Annotated in this window: 20 protein-coding genes and 1 tRNA gene; 11 read left to right on the top strand and 10 right to left on the bottom strand. The window is 51.6% G+C overall.

The window, feature by feature from the left end; genetic code table 11:
- Nucleotides 1-21 precede the first annotated feature (21 nt).
- Genes ccmC through ccmH form a run of 6 tightly spaced genes read left to right on the top strand, consistent with a single transcriptional unit; the run spans nucleotide 22 to nucleotide 4,984 of the window.
- Complete coding sequence (ccmC, locus tag HUZ68_RS15030; protein WP_085008210.1) at nucleotides 22-759, top strand: heme exporter protein CcmC; 738 nt, start codon at nucleotides 22-24, stop codon at nucleotides 757-759.
- Complete coding sequence (gene ccmD / locus HUZ68_RS15025; protein ID WP_000186540.1) at nucleotides 756-965, top strand: heme exporter protein CcmD; 210 nt, start codon at nucleotides 756-758, stop codon at nucleotides 963-965. The genes ccmC and ccmD overlap by 4 nt, the downstream gene beginning before the upstream one ends.
- Nucleotides 962-1,441 (top strand): cytochrome c maturation protein CcmE, encoded by a 480-nt coding sequence (ccmE, locus tag HUZ68_RS15020; protein WP_001026418.1) that lies wholly within the window; start codon nucleotides 962-964, stop codon nucleotides 1,439-1,441. The genes ccmD and ccmE overlap by 4 nt, the downstream gene beginning before the upstream one ends.
- Nucleotides 1,438-3,381: a cytochrome c-type biogenesis heme lyase CcmF gene (ccmF, locus tag HUZ68_RS15015; RefSeq protein WP_239593918.1), complete on the top strand. Its 1,944-nt coding sequence runs from the start codon at nucleotides 1,438-1,440 to the stop codon at nucleotides 3,379-3,381. The genes ccmE and ccmF overlap by 4 nt, the downstream gene beginning before the upstream one ends.
- Nucleotides 3,378-3,935: a thiol:disulfide interchange protein DsbE gene (gene dsbE / locus HUZ68_RS15010; RefSeq protein ID WP_000824439.1), complete on the top strand. Its 558-nt coding sequence runs from the start codon at nucleotides 3,378-3,380 to the stop codon at nucleotides 3,933-3,935. Before ccmF ends, dsbE begins: the two co-directional genes overlap by 4 nt.
- On the top strand, nucleotides 3,932-4,984 hold the full coding sequence (gene ccmH, locus HUZ68_RS15005) for a cytochrome c-type biogenesis thiol:disulfide oxidoreductase CcmH (protein ID WP_001211575.1): 1,053 nt from the start codon (nucleotides 3,932-3,934) through the stop codon (nucleotides 4,982-4,984). Before dsbE ends, ccmH begins: the two co-directional genes overlap by 4 nt.
- 210 nt (nucleotides 4,985-5,194) lie before the next feature.
- Here the strand turns inward: ccmH and narP are convergent, their stop codons facing one another.
- Nucleotides 5,195-5,842, bottom strand: coding sequence for a nitrate/nitrite response regulator protein NarP (gene narP, locus HUZ68_RS15000; protein ID WP_001113637.1), 648 nt, complete (start codon nucleotides 5,840-5,842; stop codon nucleotides 5,195-5,197).
- Nucleotides 5,843-6,161: 319 nt separating this feature from the next.
- On the opposite strand from narP, the gene yejO reads away from it, so the two are divergent.
- Nucleotides 6,162-8,753: an autotransporter YejO gene (gene yejO, locus HUZ68_RS14995; RefSeq protein ID WP_123007771.1), complete on the top strand. Its 2,592-nt coding sequence runs from the start codon at nucleotides 6,162-6,164 to the stop codon at nucleotides 8,751-8,753.
- A 103-nt stretch (nucleotides 8,754-8,856) separates the two neighbouring features.
- On the opposite strand, the gene HUZ68_RS14990 is transcribed toward yejO, so the two are convergent.
- The 3 genes from HUZ68_RS14990 to HUZ68_RS14980 form a co-directional block, all read right to left on the bottom strand.
- Nucleotides 8,857-8,933, bottom strand: a tRNA-Pro gene (locus HUZ68_RS14990).
- 74 nt (nucleotides 8,934-9,007) lie between these two features.
- Nucleotides 9,008-10,768 (bottom strand): LPS biosynthesis-modulating metalloenzyme YejM, encoded by a 1,761-nt coding sequence (gene yejM / locus HUZ68_RS14985; protein WP_000256203.1) that lies wholly within the window; start codon nucleotides 10,766-10,768, stop codon nucleotides 9,008-9,010.
- Between the two features lie 19 nt (nucleotides 10,769-10,787).
- Nucleotides 10,788-11,015 (bottom strand): YejL family protein, encoded by a 228-nt coding sequence (locus HUZ68_RS14980; RefSeq protein ID WP_001135667.1) that lies wholly within the window; start codon nucleotides 11,013-11,015, stop codon nucleotides 10,788-10,790.
- Between the two features lie 181 nt (nucleotides 11,016-11,196).
- Between HUZ68_RS14980 and yejK the strand changes: the two genes are divergently transcribed.
- Nucleotides 11,197-12,204, top strand: coding sequence for a nucleoid-associated protein YejK (gene yejK, locus HUZ68_RS14975; protein WP_000050789.1), 1,008 nt, complete (start codon nucleotides 11,197-11,199; stop codon nucleotides 12,202-12,204).
- Between the two features lie 138 nt (nucleotides 12,205-12,342).
- Here yejK and rplY read toward each other — a convergent pair whose 3' ends face one another.
- Together rplY and radD are read right to left on the bottom strand one after the other, a co-directional pair.
- Complete coding sequence (gene rplY, locus HUZ68_RS14970) at nucleotides 12,343-12,627, bottom strand: 50S ribosomal protein L25 (RefSeq protein ID WP_000494183.1); 285 nt, start codon at nucleotides 12,625-12,627, stop codon at nucleotides 12,343-12,345.
- Nucleotides 12,628-12,751: 124 nt separating this feature from the next.
- Nucleotides 12,752-14,512, bottom strand: a complete 1,761-nt coding sequence (radD, locus tag HUZ68_RS14965) for a DNA repair helicase RadD (protein WP_000578079.1) — start codon at nucleotides 14,510-14,512, stop codon at nucleotides 12,752-12,754.
- 148 nt (nucleotides 14,513-14,660) lie between these two features.
- Here radD and rsuA point away from each other — a divergent pair, with 148 nt between their 5' ends.
- The 3 genes from rsuA to HUZ68_RS14950 all read left to right on the top strand — a co-directional run bounded on the left by rsuA (nucleotide 14,661) and on the right by HUZ68_RS14950 (nucleotide 17,251).
- Complete coding sequence (gene rsuA / locus HUZ68_RS14960; RefSeq protein WP_001234850.1) at nucleotides 14,661-15,356, top strand: 16S rRNA pseudouridine(516) synthase RsuA; 696 nt, start codon at nucleotides 14,661-14,663, stop codon at nucleotides 15,354-15,356.
- Nucleotides 15,357-15,383: 27 nt separating this feature from the next.
- Nucleotides 15,384-16,574 (top strand): multidrug efflux MFS transporter Bcr, encoded by a 1,191-nt coding sequence (gene bcr / locus HUZ68_RS14955; protein WP_097489606.1) that lies wholly within the window; start codon nucleotides 15,384-15,386, stop codon nucleotides 16,572-16,574.
- 332 nt (nucleotides 16,575-16,906) lie between these two features.
- A complete protein-coding gene (locus tag HUZ68_RS14950; protein WP_000202798.1) occupies nucleotides 16,907-17,251 on the top strand; it encodes a YejG family protein in 345 nt (114 codons plus the stop codon).
- Between the two features lie 3 nt (nucleotides 17,252-17,254).
- Here HUZ68_RS14950 and yejF read toward each other — a convergent pair whose 3' ends face one another.
- From yejF to HUZ68_RS14930, 4 genes are read right to left on the bottom strand one after another with little or no spacing between them, the layout of a single operon-like run.
- Nucleotides 17,255-18,844, bottom strand: a complete 1,590-nt coding sequence (gene yejF, locus HUZ68_RS14945; RefSeq protein WP_097489608.1) for a microcin C ABC transporter ATP-binding protein YejF — start codon at nucleotides 18,842-18,844, stop codon at nucleotides 17,255-17,257.
- A gap of 1 nt (nucleotide 18,845) precedes the next feature.
- Nucleotides 18,846-19,871 (bottom strand): ABC transporter permease, encoded by a 1,026-nt coding sequence (locus HUZ68_RS14940; RefSeq protein WP_000088916.1) that lies wholly within the window; start codon nucleotides 19,869-19,871, stop codon nucleotides 18,846-18,848.
- A complete protein-coding gene (locus tag HUZ68_RS14935; RefSeq protein ID WP_000501611.1) occupies nucleotides 19,871-20,965 on the bottom strand; it encodes a microcin C ABC transporter permease YejB in 1,095 nt (364 codons plus the stop codon). The genes HUZ68_RS14940 and HUZ68_RS14935 overlap by 1 nt, the downstream gene beginning before the upstream one ends.
- The gene (locus tag HUZ68_RS14930; protein ID WP_077039663.1) at nucleotides 20,966-22,780 is read right to left on the bottom strand and encodes an extracellular solute-binding protein; all 1,815 of its coding nucleotides are present in this window, start codon (nucleotides 22,778-22,780) and stop codon (nucleotides 20,966-20,968) included.
- Between the last annotated feature and the right edge of the window lie 66 nt (nucleotides 22,781-22,846).

Below are 22,846 nucleotides of genomic sequence, written 5' to 3'. Positions count from 1 at the left end.
TTCGAGTCTGGTATCGAAACTATGTGGAAAACACTGCATCAACTGGCGATCCCACCACGGCTGTATCAAATCTGTGGCTGGTTTATACCGTGGCTGGCAATTGCCAGTGTGGTCGTGCTTACCGTTGGCTGGATCTGGGGATTCGGCTTTGCTCCGGCTGATTATCAGCAGGGAAATAGCTACCGCATTATCTACTTGCATGTACCTGCGGCGATCTGGTCGATGGGCATTTATGCATCAATGGCGGTGGCAGCGTTTATTGGCCTTGTCTGGCAGATGAAAATGGCCAACCTGGCGGTGGCGGCGATGGCCCCCATTGGTGCCGTGTTTACCTTTATTGCCCTGGTTACCGGCTCTGCATGGGGAAAACCGATGTGGGGCACCTGGTGGGTATGGGATGCACGTCTGACTTCTGAACTGGTGCTGCTGTTTCTGTATGTGGGTGTCATTGCCCTGTGGCACGCCTTCGATGACCGCCGTCTGGCGGGCCGTGCGGCAGGTATCCTGGTGCTGATTGGCGTGGTGAATCTGCCGATTATTCATTACTCCGTGGAGTGGTGGAACACCCTGCATCAGGGATCAACGCGGATGCAGCAAAGTATCGATCCAGCGATGCGTTTGCCGCTGCGCTGGTCGATTTTTGGCTTCCTGCTCCTGTCTGCCACGCTGACGCTGATGCGGATGCGTAATTTGATTTTGCTGATGGAAAAACGCCGTCCGTGGGTGAGTGAACTGATACTGAAAAGAGGCCGTAAATGACCCCTGCATTTGCTTCCTGGAATGAATTTTTCGCAATGGGCGGTTACGCCTTTTTTGTCTGGCTGGCGGTGGTGATGACCGTTATTCCGCTGGTGGTTTTGGTCGTGCACTCGGTGATGCAACATCGCGCAATTCTGCGTGGCGTGGCGCAACAGCGGGCGCGTGAGGCGCGTTTACGTGCTGCGCAACAGCAGGAGGCTGCATGAATATTCGCCGTAAAAACCGCTTGTGGATTGCCTGTGCCGTGTTGGCAGGGCTGGCGCTGACTATCGGTCTGGTGCTATATGCGCTGCGCTCGAATATCGATCTCTTTTATACGCCGGGGGAAATTCTCTACGGCAAGCGTGAAACTCAGCAAATGCCGGAAGTCGGTCAGCGTCTGCGCGTTGGCGGGATGGTGATGCCGGGTAGTGTGCAGCGCGATCCCAATTCGCTGAAAGTGACCTTCACCATTTACGACGCTGAAGGCTCAGTGGATGTCTCTTACGAAGGCATTTTGCCGGATCTGTTCCGTGAAGGGCAGGGCGTTGTGGTGCAGGGCGAGCTGGAAAAAGGCAATCATATCCTCGCGAAAGAAGTGCTGGCGAAACACGACGAAAACTACACGCCGCCAGAAGTTGAGAAAGCGATGGAAGCTAACCACCGTCGCCCGGCGAGTGTTTATAAGGACCCAGCATCATGATGCCGGAAATTGGAAACGGGCTGCTGTGCCTGGCGTTAGGGATTGCGCTGCTGCTGTCCGTGTATCCGCTATGGGGCGTGGCGCGCGGAGATGCGCGCATGATGGCGTCTTCCCGCTTGTTTGCCTGGCTGCTGTTTATGTCTGTGGCTGGCGCATTTCTGGTGCTGGTCAATGCTTTCGTGGTCAACGACTTTACCGTCACCTATGTTGCCAGCAACTCCAATACCAAGCTTCCGGTGTGGTATCGCGTGGCGGCTACCTGGGGCGCACATGAAGGCTCACTGCTGCTGTGGGTGCTGCTGATGAGCGGCTGGACCTTTGCGGTGGCGATTTTTAGTCAGCGTATTCCGCTGGATATTGTGGCCCGCGTACTGGCGATAATGGGGATGGTCAGCGTCGGCTTTTTGCTGTTCATTCTCTTTACCTCTAACCCATTCTCACGCACGCTGCCGAACTTCCCGATTGAAGGGCGCGATCTTAACCCGCTGTTACAGGATCCGGGGCTGATCTTCCATCCGCCTCTGCTCTATATGGGGTACGTGGGTTTCTCGGTGGCGTTTGCTTTTGCCATTGCTTCTTTGCTGAGCGGGCGTCTGGACAGCACTTATGCGCGTTTTACTCGTCCGTGGACACTGGCAGCGTGGATCTTCCTGACGCTCGGCATCGTGCTCGGTTCCGCATGGGCCTATTACGAACTCGGCTGGGGTGGCTGGTGGTTCTGGGATCCGGTAGAAAACGCCTCGTTTATGCCGTGGCTGGTGGGGACTGCGCTGATGCACTCACTGGCGGTCACTGAACAACGCGCCAGCTTCAAAGCGTGGACATTACTGCTGGCTATCAGTGCCTTCTCGTTGTGTCTGTTGGGGACTTTCCTCGTGCGTTCCGGCGTGCTGGTATCGGTACACGCGTTTGCGTCTGATCCGGCGCGCGGTATGTTTATCCTCGCCTTTATGGTGCTGGTGATTGGCGGTTCGCTGCTGCTGTTTGCCGCGCGTGGACACAAAGTTCGCTCACGCGTAAACAATGCGCTGTGGTCGCGGGAATCTTTGCTGTTAGCGAACAACGTTTTGCTGGTCGCCGCGATGCTGGTGGTGTTGCTGGGGACGCTGCTGCCGCTGGTGCACAAGCAACTGGGACTGGGCAGTATTTCGATTGGCGAACCGTTCTTCAACACCATGTTTACGTGGCTGATGGTGCCGTTTGCGCTACTGCTTGGTGTCGGTCCTCTGGTGCGCTGGGGGCGCGATCGCCCACGTAAGATCCGCAATTTATTGATTTTCGCCTTTATCTCTACGCTGGTGCTGTCTCTGCTGTTGCCGTGGCTGTTCGAAAGCAAAGTGGTGGCGATGACGGTGCTCGGCCTGGCAATGGCCTGCTGGATTGCGGTGCTGGCAATTGCGGAAGCTGCGCTACGTATTTCACGCGGCACGAAAACCACCTTCAGTTATTGGGGGATGGTGGCGGCTCACCTGGGGCTGGCAGTGACAATTGTTGGCATTGCCTTTAGCCAGAATTATAGCGTTGAGCGTGATGTGCGCATGAAGTCCGGCGATAGCGTCGATATTCATGAATATCGCTTCACCTTCCGTGACGTCAAAGAGGTGACTGGCCCGAACTGGCGCGGCGGTGTGGCGACTATCGGCGTAACGCGAGAGGGTAAACCGGAAACGGTGCTGTATGCGGAAAAACGTTATTACAACACTGCCGGGTCGATGATGACCGAAGCGGCAATTGACGGCGGCATCACGCGTGACCTGTACGCCGCGCTCGGTGAAGAGCTGGAAAACGGCGCGTGGGCTGTGCGTCTTTACTACAAACCATTTGTTCGCTGGATTTGGGCGGGCGGGCTGATGATGGCGTTGGGCGGACTGCTGTGTCTGTTTGATCCTCGCTATCGTAAGCGCGTGAGCCCGCAAAAAACTGCGCCGGAGGCTGTATGAAGCGCAAAGTATTGTTAATTCCGTTGATTATCTTCCTGGCGATTGCCGCGGCGCTGCTGTGGCAGCTGGCGCGTAATGCCGAAGGGGATGATCCGACCAATCTGGAATCGGCGCTCATTGGCAAGCCGGTGCCGAAGTTTCGCCTCGAATCACTGGACAATCCGGGGCAGTTTTATCAGGCGGATGTGCTGACTCAGGGCAAACCGGTGCTGCTTAACGTCTGGGCGACCTGGTGTCCGACCTGCCGTGCGGAACATCAATATCTGAATCAGCTTTCTGCGCAGGGTATCCGCGTGGTTGGCATGAACTATAAAGACGATCGCCAGAAGGCAATCAGCTGGCTGAAAGAGCTGGGCAATCCTTACGCGCTAAGCCTGTTTGATGGCGACGGCATGTTAGGGCTGGATCTCGGTGTCTATGGCGCGCCGGAAACGTTCCTTATTGACGGCAACGGCATCATTCGCTATCGCCATGCGGGCGATCTGAATCCTCGCGTCTGGGAAGAAGAGATCAAGCCGCTGTGGGAGAAATACAGTAAGGAGGCCGCGCAATGAGGTTTTTATTGGGCGTGCTGATGCTGATGATCTCCGGCTCAGCGCTGGCGACCATCGATGTGTTGCAGTTTAAAGATGAAGCACAGGAACAACAGTTCCGTCAGCTCACTGAAGAACTGCGCTGCCCGAAATGCCAGAACAACAGCATTGCCGATTCCAACTCGATGATTGCCACCGACCTGCGTCAGAAAGTGTATGAACTGATGCAGGAAGGTAAAAGTAAAAAAGAGATTGTCGATTATATGGTGGCACGTTACGGCAACTTCGTCACTTACGATCCGCCGTTAACGCCGCTGACCGTGCTGCTGTGGGTGCTGCCAGTAGTGGCTATTGGCATTGGCGGTTGGGTCATATACGCCCGCTCGCGGCGTCGGGTACGCGTGGTGCCGGAAGCGTTTCCTGAACAAAGCGTGCCGGAAGGTAAGCGTGCCGGATATGTTGTTTATCTGCCGGGTATTGTGGTGGCGTTAATTGTGGCTGGCGTCAGCTACTACCAGACTGGCAATTATCAGCAGGTGAAAATCTGGCAGCAGGCCACGGCACAGGCTCCGGCGTTGCTGGACAGGGCGCTGGATCCGAAAGCCGATCCGCTCAACGAAGAAGAGATGTCGCGTCTTGCGCTGGGGATGCGTACTCAACTGCAAAAAAATCCGGGAGATATAGAAGGTTGGATTATGTTGGGTCGCGTTGGCATGGCGCTGGGTAACGCCAGTATCGCCACCGATGCATACGCTACTGCGTATCGCCTCGATCCGAAAAACAGCGATGCCGCACTGGGTTATGCTGAAGCGTTGACACGTTCATCTGATCCCAACGACAACCGCCTCGGCGGCGAACTGCTGCGCCAGTTGGTGAGAACGGACCATAGCAATATTCGTGTGTTAAGCATGTATGCGTTTAATGCCTTTGAGCAGCAGCGATTTGGCGAAGCCGTTGCCGCGTGGGAGATGATGTTGAAACTCTTACCTGCCAACGATACTCGCCGTGCGGTGATTGAACGTAGTATCGCGCAGGCGATGCAACATTTGTCGCCGCAGGAGAGTAAATAAAAAGTGGCCCGATGGTGATTCCATCAGGCCAGACTGATGACAAAGTGCGCTTAATTTATGCCGGATGCGGCGTGAACGCCTTATCCGGCCTACACAATCGTGTGAATTCAATAAATTGATCGATCCGCGTAGGCCTGATAAGCGTAGCGCATCAGGCAGTTTTGCGTTTGTCATAAATCTCAGCCCGATGATAAATCCATCGGGCTATTTTTATTGTGCCCCGCGTTGTTGCAGGAACAGAATGGTGGCTGCCACGCGTGAGCGGACATTGAGTTTGCGCAGCAGATTGCGAATATGTACTTTTACTGTCTGCTCTGAAATATTCAACACCGAGGCAATCTGTTTATTTGACAGCCCCTGTGCCAGCTCGTGCAGAACATCCAGCTCGCGCTCCGTCAGCACGCTGAAGGGATCTTCTTCCGCGCCAAACATTTCACGTTCACGTAAGTACTGATTGACGCGTTCGCTAAAGACTTTGCTGCCTTTCGCTCCAGCACGAATTGCTTCCAGCAATACTTCCGGGTCGCTGTCTTTCAACAGATAACCGTCTGCGCCTGCGTCTATCAGTGCAAAGACATCGCTGGAGGCATCTGATACGGTCAGGATAATAATTTGCGCGGTAACGCCATCCCTGCGCAAGGCATTGAGGGTATCCAGGCCACTCATACCTTTCATATTGAGATCCAGCAAGATCACGTCGATATCCAGTCTATTCGCCAGATCGATCGCGCTCGCGCCGTCGCCCGCTTCGGCGACCACTTCAAAGCCAGGATCAAGCTCCAGTAACTGACGAACACCGCGTCGCATAAGTGGATGATCATCCACAATCATCACCTGAAAAGGCGTTGCTTCAGGCATAGTAGTCTCCTGAGGTTTTATTAGAATCATTATGTTTGAGCGTAGCGTTGGTAACGCTACCAGGCGCGTGAATGTTACCCCATTTTATGTATGGACATGTAGTGAAAACTACAACCTTGTCGTTCGCTTTGGCATCATTTTCATTATAAAGACGGAATTTTGCATCAGCTTCTCATCAAGAAAAACAACTAAAAAATCAATCACAATACTTGTGCATTTCTTTAAACAGTTTTTAAAAACTGACTCCGGGTATGGAGCTATGGGTATTTTCTCTACCCAATGCTTTTAACAGCAATTAATTTCATAGGATGAAAGCTCAATGCATCAATCTGGTTCTGTTTCTCTTTGTCGTTCCGCAATATCTGTTCTGGTGGCTACAGCGTTATATTCACCCATAGCATTGGCATCAACAGTTGAGTATGGTGAGACAGTTGATGGTGTTGTCCTGGAAAAAGATATCCAGCTGGTTTATGGGACCGCCAATAATACGAAAATCAATTCTGGCGGAGAACAGCATATTAAAGAATTTGGTATAAGTAGTAATACTGAAATTAACGGCGGGTATCAGTACATTGAAATGAATGGCACCGCAGAATACTCAGTATTAAATGATGGTTATCAAATTGTTCAAATGGGTGGCGCGGCAAACCAGACTACCCTCAATAATGGTGTGCTACAGGTTTATGGCGCGGCGAATGATCCCACGATTAAAGGCGGGCGCTTAATTGTTGAAAAAGATGGGATTGCCGTCTTTGCCGCTATCGAAAAGGGAGGATTACTGGAGGTTAAAGACGGGGGATTAGCATTTGCGGTAGATCAGAAAGCAGGCGGTGCTATTAAAGCAACCACGCGGGTCATGGAGGTATTCGGAACAAACCGTCTCGGTCAGTTCGAAATCAAGAATGGTATTGCTAACAATATGCTGTTGGAAAACGGCGGAAGTTTGCGAGTTGAAGAAAATGACTTCGCTTATAATACCACTGTGGATAGTGGCGGCTTACTGGAGGTTATGGATGGCGGGACTGCAACTGGCGTTGATAAAAAAGCAGGCGGAAAATTAATTGTCTCAACGAATGCGCTGGAAGTGAGTGGTACAAACAGTAAAGGCCAATTTAGTATAAAAGATGGTGTGTCAAAAAATTATGAACTGGATGATGGTTCCGGGCTTATTGTTATGGAGGACACGCAGGCCATTGACACTATCCTCGATGAGCATGCCACTATGCAATCGCTGGGAAAGGATACTGGTACGAGAGTGCAGGCAAATGCGGTATATGATCTCGGTCGATCAGATCAGAATGGAAGTATCACGTATTCCTCAAAAGCCATCTCTGAAAATATGGTTATCAACAATGGCCGCGCTAACGTCTGGGCTGGCACAATGGTTAACGTTTCAGTCAGAGGGAATGATGGCATTCTTGAGGTCATGAAGCCGCAAATAAATTATGCACCCGCAATGTTGGTGGGTAAGGTAGTGGTTTCTGAGGGCGCTTCTTTTAGAACGCATGGTGCCGTGGATACCAGCAAAGCGGACGTTTCGCTCGAAAATAGCGCATGGACCATCATTGCCGATATCACTACGACGAACCAAAACACCCGCCTCAATTTAGCCAACCTTGCGATGTCTGGCGCAAATGTGATTATGATGGATGAGCCAGTGACTCGTTCATCTGTGACGGCAAGTGCGGAAAATTTCATTACGTTGACCACCAATACCCTGTCGGGAAACGGCAATTTTTATATGCGTACCGATATGGCTAATCATCAGAGCGATCAGCTCAACGTCACCGGTCAGGCAACAGGTGATTTCAAAATATTCGTGACGGACACCGGTGCCAGCCCGGCAGCAGGAGATAGCCTTACACTGGTAACAACGGGCGGCGGTGATGCTGCATTTACGTTGGGCAATGCCGGAGGCGTTGTTGATATCGGTACGTATGAATATACCTTGCTGGATAATGGCAACCATAGCTGGAGTCTGGCAGAGAATCGCACGCAAATTACCCCTTCAACCACTGATGTGCTGAATATGGCGGCCGCACAACCGCTGGTATTTGATGCAGAACTGGACACCGTGCGTGAGCGTCTTGGTAGCGTAAAAGGCGTTAGTTACGATACGGCGATGTGGAGTTCGGCAATTAACACCCGCAACAACGTGACCACTGATGCGGGAGCTGGTTTTGAGCAAACATTGACGGGCCTGACGCTCGGTATCGATAGCCGTTTCTCCCGTGAAGAAAGCAGTACAATTCGCGGCTTGTTCTTTGGTTACTCTCATTCTGATATTGGTTTTGATCGCGGCGGAAAAGGTAATATCGATAGCTATACCCTGGGGGCTTATGCCGGTTGGGAGCATCAGAACGGTGCCTATGTTGATGGGGTGGTGAAAGTTGACCGTTTTGCCAACACCATCCATGGCAAGATGAGTAATGGGGCAACAGCGTTTGGCGATTACAATAGTAACGGCGCGGGTGCTCATGTTGAGAGCGGGTTCCGTTGGGTTGACGGATTGTGGAGTGTTAGACCCTATCTGGCCTTTACCGGCTTTACCACAGATGGTCAGGACTACACGTTATCAAACGGCATGCGCGCTGATGTGGGAAATACCCGGATATTACGCGCTGAAGCGGGAACGGCGGTAAGCTATCACATGGACCTGCAAAACGGTACGACGCTGGAACCCTGGCTGAAAGCCGCCGTACGTCAGGAATACGCCGATTCTAACCAGGTGAAAGTTAATGACGATGGCAAATTTAATAATGATGTGGCTGGAACCCGTGGCGTTTATCAGGCTGGGATAAGGTCATCGTTTACCCCGACGTTAAGCGGTCATTTGTCAGTCAGTTATGGCAATGGCGCAGGGGTAGAATCGCCGTGGAATACTCAGGCGGGAGTGGTCTGGACGTTCTGATAACAGAAAATAAACAGGCCGTGATGTGTCGCGGTCTGTTTATCGAATTAAATGCAGATATAAAAAAAACCAACCGTAAAGGTTGGTTTTTTCTTGGGATTTTTGGTCGGCACGAGAGGATTTGAACCTCCGACCCCCGACACCCCATGACGGTGCGCTACCAGGCTGCGCTACGTGCCGACTCGTGGCTGTTAATACTACCGTTTTCCACACCGATTGCAAGTAAGATATTTCGCTAACTGATTTATAATTAATCAGTTAGCGATAAAACGCTTCTCGTCTGTCAGCACTTGCAATAACAAACTTAACTGTGGTTTTTCATCTTTCACTCTTTCACCACGTAAGTTGTAAGTGCGGTATTTACCGTTATTGTTCAGCACCAGCGTCTTTTTCGGGGTGGTAATTGCCAGCGTATCGTTATCCGCTGCGGTAACCCAGTAATGACGGCGTTGAGGGTTGAACAAATCCTGACCTTGCGAATATTCGCTGGCAGGTGTGCTGACATGTAGCAGGCGTTGCATCAGCGTCGTCATCAGATCGGTATGATCAGTCAGCGCATTAATACGCTGCGCCGGCGTGCCTGGCCAGTGAATCACTAATGGCACCTGCAGATGACCGTGGGACCAGTCAAAGGTTTCTTCCTCTTCGCTCAGTGGAATACCCCGACCGGCAGTGATAATCACCACCGTATTGTCCAGTTTGCCAGAATCACGCAGTGCATTGAGCACGCGGTTGATCTGGTCATCGACATTGCCTGCCGCCCGGCTATATTTCCGTGCAAATGCCTGCTGATTGCTGTCGTCAATGTTAGTACCATTGAAAGAGACCCACGAGAACCAGCGGTTATCTTCTTGTGCGTAGCGTCCCAGCCAGTTGATCCACTGCGTGGCGGTCTGCTCGTCGGATTGGGTGCGTACGCTCGGCATCGAGAAATCTGACAACAATGCCTGGCGATACAGCGGGCTGGTAAAGCCATCTGATGAGAATAACCCCAGCTGATAGCCTTGCTGATTAAGCGCAGTAATTAATGCCGCAGGCGTACGGGTCGACAGAATGCCGTCCATATAGCTTGGCGAGATGCCATAGAACAGGCCAAAGATGCCGTTGTCTGTAGTGTTGCCGGAGCTCATATGGCGCGTGAACGAAATATTTTGCTCAGCAAAACCTGCCAGCGCAGGCATCTGCTTCTCGAAGCGTGAGTAGTTCAGGCCATCGACAGTAATCAACAGCACATTCTGCCCGGTGCCCATATCGCGATAGCGCAGTTCGCTTAACGGATACTGAACGGAAACGGCGTCTGGATTACCTTGCTCAATAAGACGGCGTTGATACTCCTGCGCATCAAGCAGGCCATGCTTCTCAAGAAAACGTCGCGCCGTCATCGGGTACGAAAGCGGCAGGTTAGCGCGCTGCATGGTGATAGGGCGATAGAAGTTGGCATCGGCCCAGATATACACCACATGCGAGGCGATAAAGGCGATAAATAAGAATGCGGCCAGCGGGCGCGCGAAGCGTCGACGACGCGTCAGGCTGCGCAGCTTTTGCCAGCTCCACGTCGCAAACACCAGTTCAAGCAATAAAATAACCGGCACGCTGATGAACATCAGCTGCCAGTCGCGCGCCATCTCATTTTCGTCTGGGTTGATAACCAGTTGCCAGACGATGGGATTAAGATGGAGATGGAAACGAGTAAAGACTTCGCTATCGATCAGTAATAGCGTCATTCCCGCCGTTGCCAGAATGACGGACAAAAATCTCATCAGCCTCTGGGAGCCGACGATAAAGGTCAGCGGGAAGAGGATCAGCAAGTAGGTGGCGAACACCAGGAAGCTGAAATGGCCGATAATGCTTACGTAGGAATAAATGCGACCAGCAAGCGTGGTCGGCCAGTCGGCGATAAACAGGTAACGGCTGCCAATGACGAGCGAAAGCAGAATATTGAACAGTGCAAACCAGTGCCCCCAACTGACCATCTGGGAGACTTTTTCACGGTAGCGCTGACGATGAGTTACCATAACCTGTTATCTGTTTCCCTTAGTGCGCTTTGTCTTCGTTGATAGAGGACTGTAAGGCGCGGGCAAAAGAGTTGGCAATTGCCTGGCGTTGGGCCGGGGCAATGCTGGTGTTGATAAGGTTAGTGACCATGTTGCCTAACACCATCAGGGAAAGGTCGGTCGGAGCCTTATGTTTTTCCAGTACGTTGAGCAGCTCTGCGAGCAATTGTTCAACCTGTTCATCACTGTAGCGGGAAATTTGTGGCATAAATCGAAATCAGTTAGTTGATGAAAGGGCAACATATTACCGTAGCAACGGTTTTTTTTCTGCTTTTTTATGCGTTAAATCATTCTCGTTACGCTGCCTTCTGTAAAATGACCGCCATCTTTTATTGCGTCGCTTAACCGGCGGTGGTTGAATACCGCCCGGTCTTAAAGGAGAGTTTATCATGAGTCTGGATATCAACCAGATTGCTCTGCACCAGCTTATCAAGCGTGATGAGCAGAACCTTGAGCTGGTGTTGCGCGATTCATTGCTGGAACCGACAGAAACCGTCGTTGAGATGGTGGCAGAACTGCATCGGGTCTATAGCGCCAAAAATAAAGCTTACGGCTTGTTTAGCGAAGAGAGTGAACTGGCGCAGACGCTGCGCTTACAGCGTCAGGGCGAAGAGGACTTTCTGGCATTTAGCCGCGCGGCAACCGGTCGCCTGCGTGACGAATTAGCGAAATATCCTTTTGCTGACGGTGGATTCGTGCTGTTTTGCCACTACCGTTATCTGGCGGTGGAGTATCTGCTGGTGGCAGTCCTGAGCAACCTGAGCAGTATGCGCGTTAACGAAAATCTCGACATCAACCCAACCCATTATCTTGATATCAATCATGCGGATATTGTTGCGCGTATCGATTTAACCGAATGGGAAACCAATCCAGAGTCCACCCGCTATCTCACTTTCCTGAAAGGGAGAGTAGGGCGCAAAGTGGCGGATTTCTTTATGGATTTCCTCGGGGCCAGCGAAGGTTTAAACGCGAAAGCGCAAAACCGTGGGCTGTTGCAAGCGGTTGATGATTTCACTGCCGAAGCACAACTGGATAAAGCAGAGCGACAGAACGTGCGCCAGCAGGTTTATAGCTACTGTAATGAGCAGCTGCAGGCAGGCGAAGAGATCGAACTGGAATCGCTGTCGAAAGAGCTGGCAGGCGTAAGCGAAGTGAGCTTCACGGAGTTTGCGGCTGAAAAAGGCTACGAACTGGAAGAGAGCTTCCCGGCAGACCGTAGCACACTGCGTCAGTTGACGAAGTTTGCCGGTAGCGGCGGTGGCTTGACTATTAACTTTGATGCGATGCTGTTAGGTGAACGCATCTTCTGGGATCCAGCAACCGATACCTTGACCATTAAAGGCACGCCGCCGAATTTGCGCGACCAATTGCAGCGCCGGACGTCTGGCGGCAATTAATCGGTTTTGTGTTCTGAATGCCAGATGCGGCGTGAACGCCTTATCTGGCCTGCAAAAAATAGCAATACCGTAATCAGGCATAATCTGCAGATACAAAAAACCCCGCCGGAGCGGGGTTTTTTACAACTTATTCAGCAATTAAGCGCGAACGAAGTCGATGTGCTGCAGCTTCGGTTTGTACGGGTGACGCTGTACGTCCTGAGCTTTAACTTTGATTTCTTTACCGTCAACAACGATGGTCAGAACTTCGCTGTAGAATTCAGCTTTAGCTTGCATGTTCATGACTTTGTCGTGATCCAGCTCGATAGCCAGCGGCGCTTCTTTGCCACCGTAGATGATTGCCGGGAACTTGTTAGCGGCACGCAGGCGGCGGCTCGCACCCTTACCCTGCTCTTTACGTACTTCTGCGTTGATAGTAAACATTTCTTTCTCTCTTAAATTAATCCTGCTACAGGCGACCCAGCAACAGGTAAGTGATCTGCTTTGCGTATGCAAAAGCGGGCGAGATTCTATACTCAATCGCCTTATACATCAATCAAAACTACCATTAACCGCGTAATTCGTGCGCCCGACGAAAACGACCTTCGTAATCGAACACTTTTTCACGCACTTGCCAGTACTGACCTTTCATGCGGGCAACGACAAAATCCGGGTGTCGCAATAAGGCTTGCTGGGCGAGGATATCGGCGGCGGTGATCCAGCGCAGAGGGATGCCCGGTGTGCGCGTATGCGGGCGGATAAAAAGCTGCTCGAAGGCAGTTCGCTGGGCGGGCGTTTGCAGACGGAAACGCTCACTCACATCCGCACCGTCTTCATCGTAATAGGTGATTTTCAACCATTCGCCTTTCTCGTCGTGCCCATGCTGCAAAGACATGCCGCTACAGCGTAATACCAGCGCATCTTTCAGTCGTAGCGCCGCTTTTAACATATCATCCGGATCAACCAGTACCGTGTCACATTCGCGGCAGCGGCGAGCGGCAATATCATTTTCTGCGTTACATTGCGGGCAATTTTTAAAACGGAAACGGAAGTCACACTGTTCGCGATGACCGTCGTCATCTTCAAACCATCCCTGACAGCGGCGACCAAAGTGTTCAATCAATGTCCCGTCGGCGGTCGTTTTCCCCCAAAAGGTGTTGGCAAAACCGCACGCAGGGCAGAAAACCTGTACCGGAACGTTGTCACTTTTGCCTTTCGGTGTACCAACTTCCGGCGCGTAGAGATCGTGAGGATTACCCGCATAATCAAGAATTAAACAATCAGTCTTGCCCGGAGCGAGACGCAGACCGCGCCCGACAATTTGTTGGTAAAGACTCACTGATTCGGTAGGGCGCAGAATGGCGATAAGATCGACGTGCGGGGCGTCAAATCCGGTGGTCAGTACTGCGACGTTGACCAGATAGCGAAAACGCTGGGCTTTAAAATCTTCAATTAACACATCGCGCTCAGCGCCGGGGGTGTCGCCAGTAATCAGTGCAGCATCTTCGGCAGGCAGTAATCCCACAATCTCTTTTGCGTGTTCAACGGTGGCGGCGAAAATCATTACCCCTTTGCGCTTTTCGGCGAACTCCATGATCTGGCTGATGATATGTGGCGTAATGCGTTGCTGTTTTTTCAGCTCACGGTTGAGATCAGCTTCGCTGAACAGCCCGTTACTCTGTGCCTGCAAGCGGCTGAAATCGTATTGCACTACTGGCATATCCAGTCGTTCTGGCGGCGTCAGATAGCCGTGTTTAATCATATAACGCAGCGGCAGCTCATAAATGCAGTCACGGAAAAGGGCTTTCTCATCGCCGCGTACCATGCCGTGATAATGGAACTGGTAGATCCAGCCTTTGCCCAATCGAAAAGGCGTGGCAGTCAGCCCCAGCAGGCGTAAGTGGGGATTCACTTTAGTCAGGTGAGTGAGGATTTGCTGATACTGGCTCTCTTCATCGTCACCAATACGGTGGCATTCATCGACAATCAACAGCGAAAATTCACCCTGAAAGGCATCAAGATTACGAGCGACCGACTGCACGCTGCCAAATACCACTTTACCGTGGCTCTCTTTGCGCTTTAACCCAGCGGCAAAAATATCGGCTTCCAGCCCCAGCGCCTGATACTTTGCATGGTTTTGCGCCACCAGTTCTTTGACGTGTGCCAGCACCAGAACACGACCACGCGCCAGCCGTGCCAGTTCGGCAATCACCAGGCTTTTACCTGCGCCGGTGGGCAGCACGATAACGGCAGGGGTTTTATGACGACGAAAATGGTTGAGCGTGGCATCCACGGCTTCTTGCTGATATGGGCGGAGTGTAAAAATCATGGTCTCGCGTAGGTAGATTATTCTGCTAATAGTATGCCATGGATCTTTTTCCCTTGAGGGATGTTATTAGACCGCTATACTGGGCAGACAACAGTTCAGATTTTCGGGTCAATGCCCGACCTCCGTTTTTACAGGCAAAATCACACACATGCGACTTGATAAATTTATCGCACAGCAACTCGGCGTTAGCCGTGCTATTGCCGGGCGTGAAATCCGCGGCAATCGTGTCACCGTCGATGGCGAAATTGTTCGTAATGCAGCGTTCAAACTGCTTCCTGAACATGATGTCGCTTACGATGGCAACCCGCTGGCGCAGCAACATGGTCCACGTTACTTCATGCTCAATAAGCCTCAGGGCTATGTTTGCTCCACGGACGACCCTGATCACCCAACGGTGCTCTATTTTCTGGATGAACCGGTAGCCTGGAAACTGCACGCCGCAGGACGTCTGGATATCGATACCACCGGTCTGGTGCTGATGACTGATGATGGTCAGTGGTCGCACCGCATTACTTCTCCGCGCCATCATTGCGAGAAGACCTATCTGGTGACACTGGAATCACCTGTAGCTGACGATACGGCAGAGCAATTTGCTAAAGGCGTGCAGCTGCATAACGAAAAAGATCTCACTAAGCCTGCGGTGCTGGAAGTGATTACCCCAACGCAGGTTCGTCTGACCATTAGCGAAGGGCGTTATCATCAGGTGAAACGCATGTTCGCCGCCGTGGGTAACCACGTGGTTGAGCTGCATCGTGAACGTATTGGCGGTATTACGCTGGATGCTGATTTAGCCCCCGGTGAATATCGTCCGTTAACTGAAGAAGAAATTGCCAGCGTCGTCTAACTTTTCAATGACTTTCAGGAGCCCGTTGTGACCACCCGACAGCATTCGTCGTTTGCTATTGTTTTTATCCTTGGCCTGCTGGCCATGTTGATGCCGCTGTCGATTGATATGTATCTGCCCGCGCTACCGGTAATTTCAGCGCAGTTTGGCGTACCGGCGGGCAGTACGCAGATGACCCTCAGTACTTATATTCTGGGCTTTGCGTTGGGGCAGTTAATCTACGGGCCGATGGCAGACAGCTTCGGGCGTAAGCCGGTGGTGCTCGGCGGTACGCTGGTGTTTGCCGCCGCCGCGGTGGCGTGTGCGTTGGCAAACACCATCGATCAGCTGATTGTGATGCGTTTCTTCCACGGGCTGGCTGCGGCTGCGGCCAGCGTGGTCATTAACGCCCTGATGCGCGATATTTACCCGAAAGAAGAGTTCTCGCGGATGATGTCGTTTGTCATGCTGGTGACAACCATTGCACCGCTGCTGGCACCGATAGTTGGCGGCTGGGTGCTGGTGTGGCTGAGCTGGCATTACATCTTCTGGATCCTCGCCGTGGCGGCGATTCTGGCTTCGGCAATGATCTTCTTTCTGATCAAAGAAACCTTACCACCGGAGCGTCGCCAGCCTTTTCACATTCGTACCACTATTGGTAACTTTGCGGCGCTGTTCCGTCATAAGCGTGTCCTGAGTTATATGCTGGCCAGTGGTTTCAGCTTTGCCGGGATGTTCTCGTTCTTAAGCGCCGGACCGTTTGTCTACATTGAAATTAACCACGTCGCGCCGGAAAACTTTGGTTATTACTTTGCACTAAACATTGTTTTCCTGTTCGTGATGACCATCTTTAATAGCCGCTTCGTCCGCCGTATTGGCGCGTTAAATATGTTCCGCTCGGGGTTGTGGATACAATTTATTATGGCGGCGTGGATGGTCATCAGTGCGCTGCTGGGGCTGGGATTCTGGTCGCTGGTGGTTGGCGTTGCGGCGTTTGTGGGCTGCGTGTCGATGGTGTCATCCAATGCGATGGCGGTCATTCTTGATGAGTTTCCCCATATGGCGGGAACGGCATCTTCGCTGGCAGGAACCTTCCGTTTTGGCATAGGGGCAATTGTTGGCGCATTGCTTTCTCTTGCGACCTTTAACTCTGCATGGCCGATGATTTGGTCAATTGCATTCTGCGCAACCAGCTCCATTCTCTTCTGTCTGTACGCCAGTCGGCCGAAAAAACGGTGATCTATTGCACAACGAGGAAGCTAAAAGGCTTCCTTTGTTGATGCATGTCAACCACAAATCTATCATTCCCCCGATATATGTTTATTTTATGTAAAATCAATTTATGTAAAAAGTCACATCATTGTAGTTAAAAAGGTTGAGTTAGATCGCAGAAACGGGTACATATAGCCCCGCAAACGTGACCACGCCCGCAGATATTACTTAAATCAGAGCCATAGAGGCCACGCAGGCGAGGCATCAATCTTTACGATCTGTATAAAGACGGATTGTTGATGATGTGTTAAAATTGATGTAAATAAATTGTGAAGTAAATGTGCTTCCGGGGAAAATAAGTGACTTCATTACAACTCTCAATCGTCCATCGACTGCCGCAGAACTATCGCTGGTCTGCTGGTTTCGCAGGTTCGAAGGTTGAACCGATTCCGCAAAATGGACCGTGCGGTGACAACAGCCTGGTGGCGCTTAAATTGCTTAGCCCGGATGGTGATAATGCATGGTCGGTGATGTATAAACTAAGCCAGGCGTTAAGCGACATCGAAGTTCCATGTTCGGTGCTGGAGTGTGAAGGTGAGCCGTGCCTGTTTGTAAATCGCCAGGACGAGTTTGCTGCAACATGCCGATTGAAAAATTTTGGTGTGGCAATTGCCGAACCCTTTTCAAACTACAATCCTTTTTAAGCGTCAGCTCAACGCCAGTAGCTGACGCGTATACTCCTGCTGCGGTGTGGCAAACACGCGCGCGCACGGTCCTTGTTCCACTACTTCCCCTTGTCGCAGTACGATAACCTGATGACATAACGCGCGGACAACGTGCAAATCATGGCTGATAAACAAATAGGCCAGTTGATGCTTTTGTTGCAATGATTTCAATAGCGTCAATATTTGCGCCTGTACCGTTTTGTCGAGTGATGATGTCGGTTCATCAAGTATGATCAGCGAGGGCTTAAGAATTAATGCCCTGGCAATCGCAATACGTTGTCGCTGACCACCAGAGAACTCCGCCGGATAACGGTGGCGTGTTTCAGGATCTAATCCCACTTCATGCATCACGGCTATCACTTGTTGTTCGCGTTGTGCGGCAGAAAGCGTCGGCTGGTGAACCCGTAAGCCTTCCTCAATAATCTGCAAAACGTTGAGTCGTGGGTTGAGCGAGGAGTTTGGATCCTGAAATACCACCTGAATGCGATGACGAATAGGTAACAGCTGGCGGCGATTTAAATTTTGCAGTGGCTGACCGTCAAAGATGATGCAGCCCTGAGAATTAATCAGTCGCAGCAGCGCCAGTCCCGTCGTGCTTTTCCCGGAACCGGACTCGCCCACTAAACCCAGTGTTTCACCCGCTCGCAGCGTAAAACTGATGTTTTTCACCACCACATTATGATCCACAATGCGCTTCAAAATCCCTTTGCGAATGGGGAAGGCAACCTGAAGCTGTTCAACATCCAGCAACGTTGAGGCAGGTTCTGGCAATGGCACCGGGTCGCCTGACGGTTCACTGTTGAGTAGCTTTTGTGTGTAAGGATGAGTGGGTGAGGCAAATAGCGTAGCGGCGTTATTTTGCTCGACACAGCGACCGTTTTGCATTACTGCCACGCGGTGGGCCAGTTTTCTGACAATGCTGAGGTTATGAGTAATAAACAGCATGCCCATATTCAGCTCGCCTTGCAGTTCGCGCAACAGCTGTAAAATCTGCGCCTGGACAGAGACGTCCAGTGCGGTGGTCGGTTCATCGGCAATTAATAATTCCGGTCGCGTTAACAGCGCCATCGCAATCATCACCCGCTGGCGTTCGCCGCCGGAGAGCTGATGCGGATAATCTGTCAGCCGTTTTGCCGCCTGGCGGATACCAACGCGATCAAGGCAGTTAAGAATTTCGCCACGAGCCGCTTCCCGACGCATCCCGCGGTGGAGTGAAAGCACTTCATAAAGCTGTTTTTCCAGGGTATGCAATGGATTTAACGACACCATCGGCTCTTGAAAAATCATGGCGATCTTATTACCGCGTACACCGCGCAACGTTTGATCGCTGGCATGAAGCAGCGATTCGCCATGAAAACGAATATCGCCGGAGAGATATTCAACCGGCGGGGATGGGAGCAGGCGTAAAATTGACAGCGCGGTAACGCTTTTGCCTGAACCTGACTCACCCACCAGCGCCAGCGTTTCGCCAGCCTCAATCTGTAGTGAAACATCATTGACTACTGTACGTACGGTTTGCTGATGGCGAAAACCCACCGACAAATTTTCAATCGCTAACAGAGTTTGCGTCATACTACACCGCCTTATTAGGATCAAATGCGTCGCGGACGGCTTCACCAATAAAGATCAGCAAAGACAATAATATCGCCACCGACAAGAAGGCGGTGATCCCAAGCCACGGAGCCTGAAGGTTATTTTTCCCTTGTAACAGCAGTTCACCGAGTGACGGTGAACCGAGCGGCAGACCGAAGCCGAGGAAATCGAGTGAGGTCAGGGTGGTGATCGAACTACATAAAATAAACGGTAAAAAGGTGAGGGTCGCGACCATGGCATTAGGCAACATATGACGCAGGATGATACTGCGATCGCTGACGCCAAGCGCCTGCGCCGCACGAATGTAGTCGAAATTACGGGTACGTAAAAACTCCGCCCGCACCACGCCGACCAGACTCATCCAGCCAAACAAGACAGTAATTGCCAGCAGCCACCAGAAGTTAGGCTGTACGACGCTGGAAAGTAAAATAATCAAAAACAGCGTCGGCATCCCCGACCATACTTCAATAAAGCGCTGCCCCCAGAGATCGACCTTACCGCCGTAATAGCCTTGTAGCGCCCCCGCCAGCACGCCCATCACGCTGGAACAGAGAGTCAGCATCAGGCCAAACAGAACCGAGATCCGCGTGCCATAGAGAATGCGTGCCAGCACATCGCCGCCGTTGGCATCCGTTCCCAGCCAGTTTTGCCGGGAGGGTGGAGAAGGGAAGGGCTTATCGGTAGCAAAGTTGATACTGGTAGCACCAAAGCGAATCGGTGCCCACAGTACCCAGCCGTTATTTTCCAGCCGTTGTTTCAGCCACGGGTCCTGATAATCAGCCTGACTTGCCAGCGGGCCGCCAAAATCGCTTTCGCTGTAGTTTTTCAACAACGGGAAATACCAACTGCCGTCATAACGTACCAGCAACGGTTTATCGTTGGCGATAAGTTCAGAACACAAACTCAAACCAAACAAAACGAGGAAAATCCATAACGACCAGTAGCCGCGACGGTTATGGCGAAAACGCGCCCAACGGGCCTGATTGACGGGGCTGAGTCGCGACATTAACGTCCCTCAAAATCTATACGCGGATCGACCAGCGTATAGCTGATATCACTGACAATATTCAGCAGCAGGCCAATCAGGGTGAAAATATACAAGGTACCAAACATTACAGGATAATCGCGCGAGACGGTCGCTTCGTAGCCCAGTAAGCCAAGACCATTGAGTGAAAACATCACCTCAATCAGCAGCGAGCCGGTAAAAAACATGCTGATAAACGTCGCCGGAAAACCGGCAATCACCAGCAGCATGGCGTTGCGGAACACATGTTTCCAGAGAATATTTTTTTCACTTACCCCTTTCGCACGCGCGGTCACCACGTATTGCTTGCGCACTTCATCAAGGAATGAGTTTTTTGTCAGCATAGTCAGCGCCGCAAAGCCACCAATCACCGTCGCCAGCACCGGCAGCGTGATATGCCACAGATAATCGGTGATTTTCTGATACCACGGCAGCGAATCAAAGTTAGCGGAAACCAGGCCGCGTAGAGGGAACAGGTCGAAATAGCTGCCGCCTGCGAAGAAGACAATCAGCAGGATGGCAAACAAAAAGGCCGGAATGGCGTAGCCGATGATGATAAATGCGCTACTCCAGACGTCAAAGCGGCTCCCATTATAAACAGCTTTGCGAATGCCTAACGGAATCGACACCAGATAGATAATCAGCGTGCTCCACAATCCGAGGGTGATGGAAACCGGCAGACTGTCTTTAATCAGCGTCAGCACCGAGGCGCTGCGAAACAGGCTATCACCAAAATCAAAGCGGATGTAGTCCCAGAGCATTTTGAAGTAACGTTCGTGGAGCGGCTTATCGAAACCGTAGCGATGAGTGATCTCAGCGATCACTTCTGGATCTAATCCGCGTCCGCCACGGTAATTACTGTCGCTGATATTGCCGACACCCGTTTGCGCATGGCTGGCACGAACACCTTCACCGCCTGCGCCGGGTAATACTCCGGCATTACCAAACTCAATGGCGGCGATGGCCTGGTCGACCGGACCGCCAGGCGCAATTTGCACGATGAAAAAGTTGATAGTGATAATCGCCCATAACGTTGGGATCACCAGCAACAGACGGCGAATCAGATAAGCGCCCATCTACTCTCCCTGTTGTCTGGCTGACGGCAGTTTGGCCGCTTTATTAATGTCATACCACCAGGTATCGATACCCAGGCTGTAAACAGGGCGTACAGCGGGTTGGGAGAATTTATCCCACCAGGCGAGACGGTCTTCCGCCATGTACCACATTGGCAGCATGTAATAATTCCACGTTAATACGCGATCCAGTGCTCGCCCTAACGGCAGTAATTTTTCTTTATTTCCCTGCGCGGCAATAATTTGGTTGATCAGCGAGTCGATAACCGGGCTTTGCACGCCGGGGGCATTATAAGTGGAATTGATATATTCCGATGACCAGGAAATCTGTAAATCGGAACTGGGCCACGGCATCGCCCGCCATACGCGCGGCATCATGTCATAGTCGCGACTGCGCATGCGGTTGGTGATTTGCGAGTTATCCACCTTGCGAATGTCCATGTTGATACCCAGCCGTTGCAGGCTGTGCTGGAACGGCAATACCCACTGACTATTGCTGCTTGCAGGAAGCAATAATTCAAAGCTGAGCGGCTGACCCGTTGTGGCATTAACGCGTTGCTGACCCTTCAGCACCCAGCCCGCTTCGTTGAGAAGTTTGTCGGCTTTTAACAGGTTGTCACGATCGTAGCCATCGCCTTTAGATACCGGCGGCTGGTAGATTTGTGTGAAGACTTCTGACGGTAGATCTTTTTTCATTGGTGCCAGAAGCACCAGCTCCGCGGCGTCGGGGTAATTTCTGGCCGCGTATTCGGTATTCTGAAAATAACTGTTCGTGCGACTCCAGGCATTGTAAAACAACGCCTTGTTCATCCATTCAAAGTCAAAGGCGAGGGTGATTGCTTCCCGGACCCGGCGATCGCTGAATACCGGACGTTGGATATTAAACGCCAGCCAGCGCGTATCCTGGGCTGATTCGTTCTTTTGCTCATCTTTGATGATGTATTTTTTATCGAAATTTTTACCGGTATAACGCGTGGCCCAGTTTTTAGCGTCGTTTTCCATACGCAAATCAAAAGCACCTGCTTTAAACGCTTCAAAGGCGACATTATCATCGAGGTAATAATCGTAGCGAATGGTGTCGAAATTCCAGCGTCCACGGTTTACCGGTAAGTTTGCTGCCCAGTAATCTTTCACGCGGGAATAGACAATATTTTGCCCCATTTTCCAGGACGTAATTCGGTACGGACCACTGGCAAGCGGAGGCGTGGCGAGCGGATCGCTAAGTTTGTGATCCTTCCAGTACTTTTCTGGAAATACCGGCAGCGAAAACAGACTCAACATATCTTCTTTGCCGGGTTTAGCTAACTCAATGCGCACGGTTAACGGCGCAATGGCTTTGACGGTGGTGCCTTTGTAGACCAGACGAAATTGCGGCACGCCTTCGGTCATAAATTTTTGAAAAGTAAACTCTACATCGCGGGCAGTAATGGGCGAATCATCATGAAAACGGGCGCGCGGATTAATAGCGACCTCCACCCAGGAATAATCGTCAGCATAGCGTGCGCTTTCAGCAATCAGCGGGTAATAACTGCCTGGTTCGTCATCGGAAGTCGTAAATAGCGTGTCGTACAGCTGCTCGGTGCGTGCGCCCGGGTTGCCGCGCAGTGCATAGCGGTTGAAATTATCGAAGGTGCCGAGGGCTGACAACGTTATCTGCCCACCTTTTGGCGCGGCGGGGTTCACATAATCAAAATGGTTGAAATTAAACGCGTACCGGGGTTCGCCCAGCACGGCAAAGGCATAGCTTTCCTTGATAGCCTGCGCCTGCGCACCAAAGGTGAACAGAGCGATAAACAGCAGCAGTATGCGCACAATCATCTGCAACGGATTTCCTTTTACTCATCATTAGCCGCAATCCGGCATGCTTTCACTATGAATAATAAG

Source organism: Shigella dysenteriae, from assembly GCF_022354085.1.
GTDB classification, from domain to species: domain Bacteria; phylum Pseudomonadota; class Gammaproteobacteria; order Enterobacterales; family Enterobacteriaceae; genus Escherichia; species Escherichia coli.
Note: the sequence above shows the minus strand (reverse complement) of the source record. Positions and strands in the feature narration are given on the sequence as shown.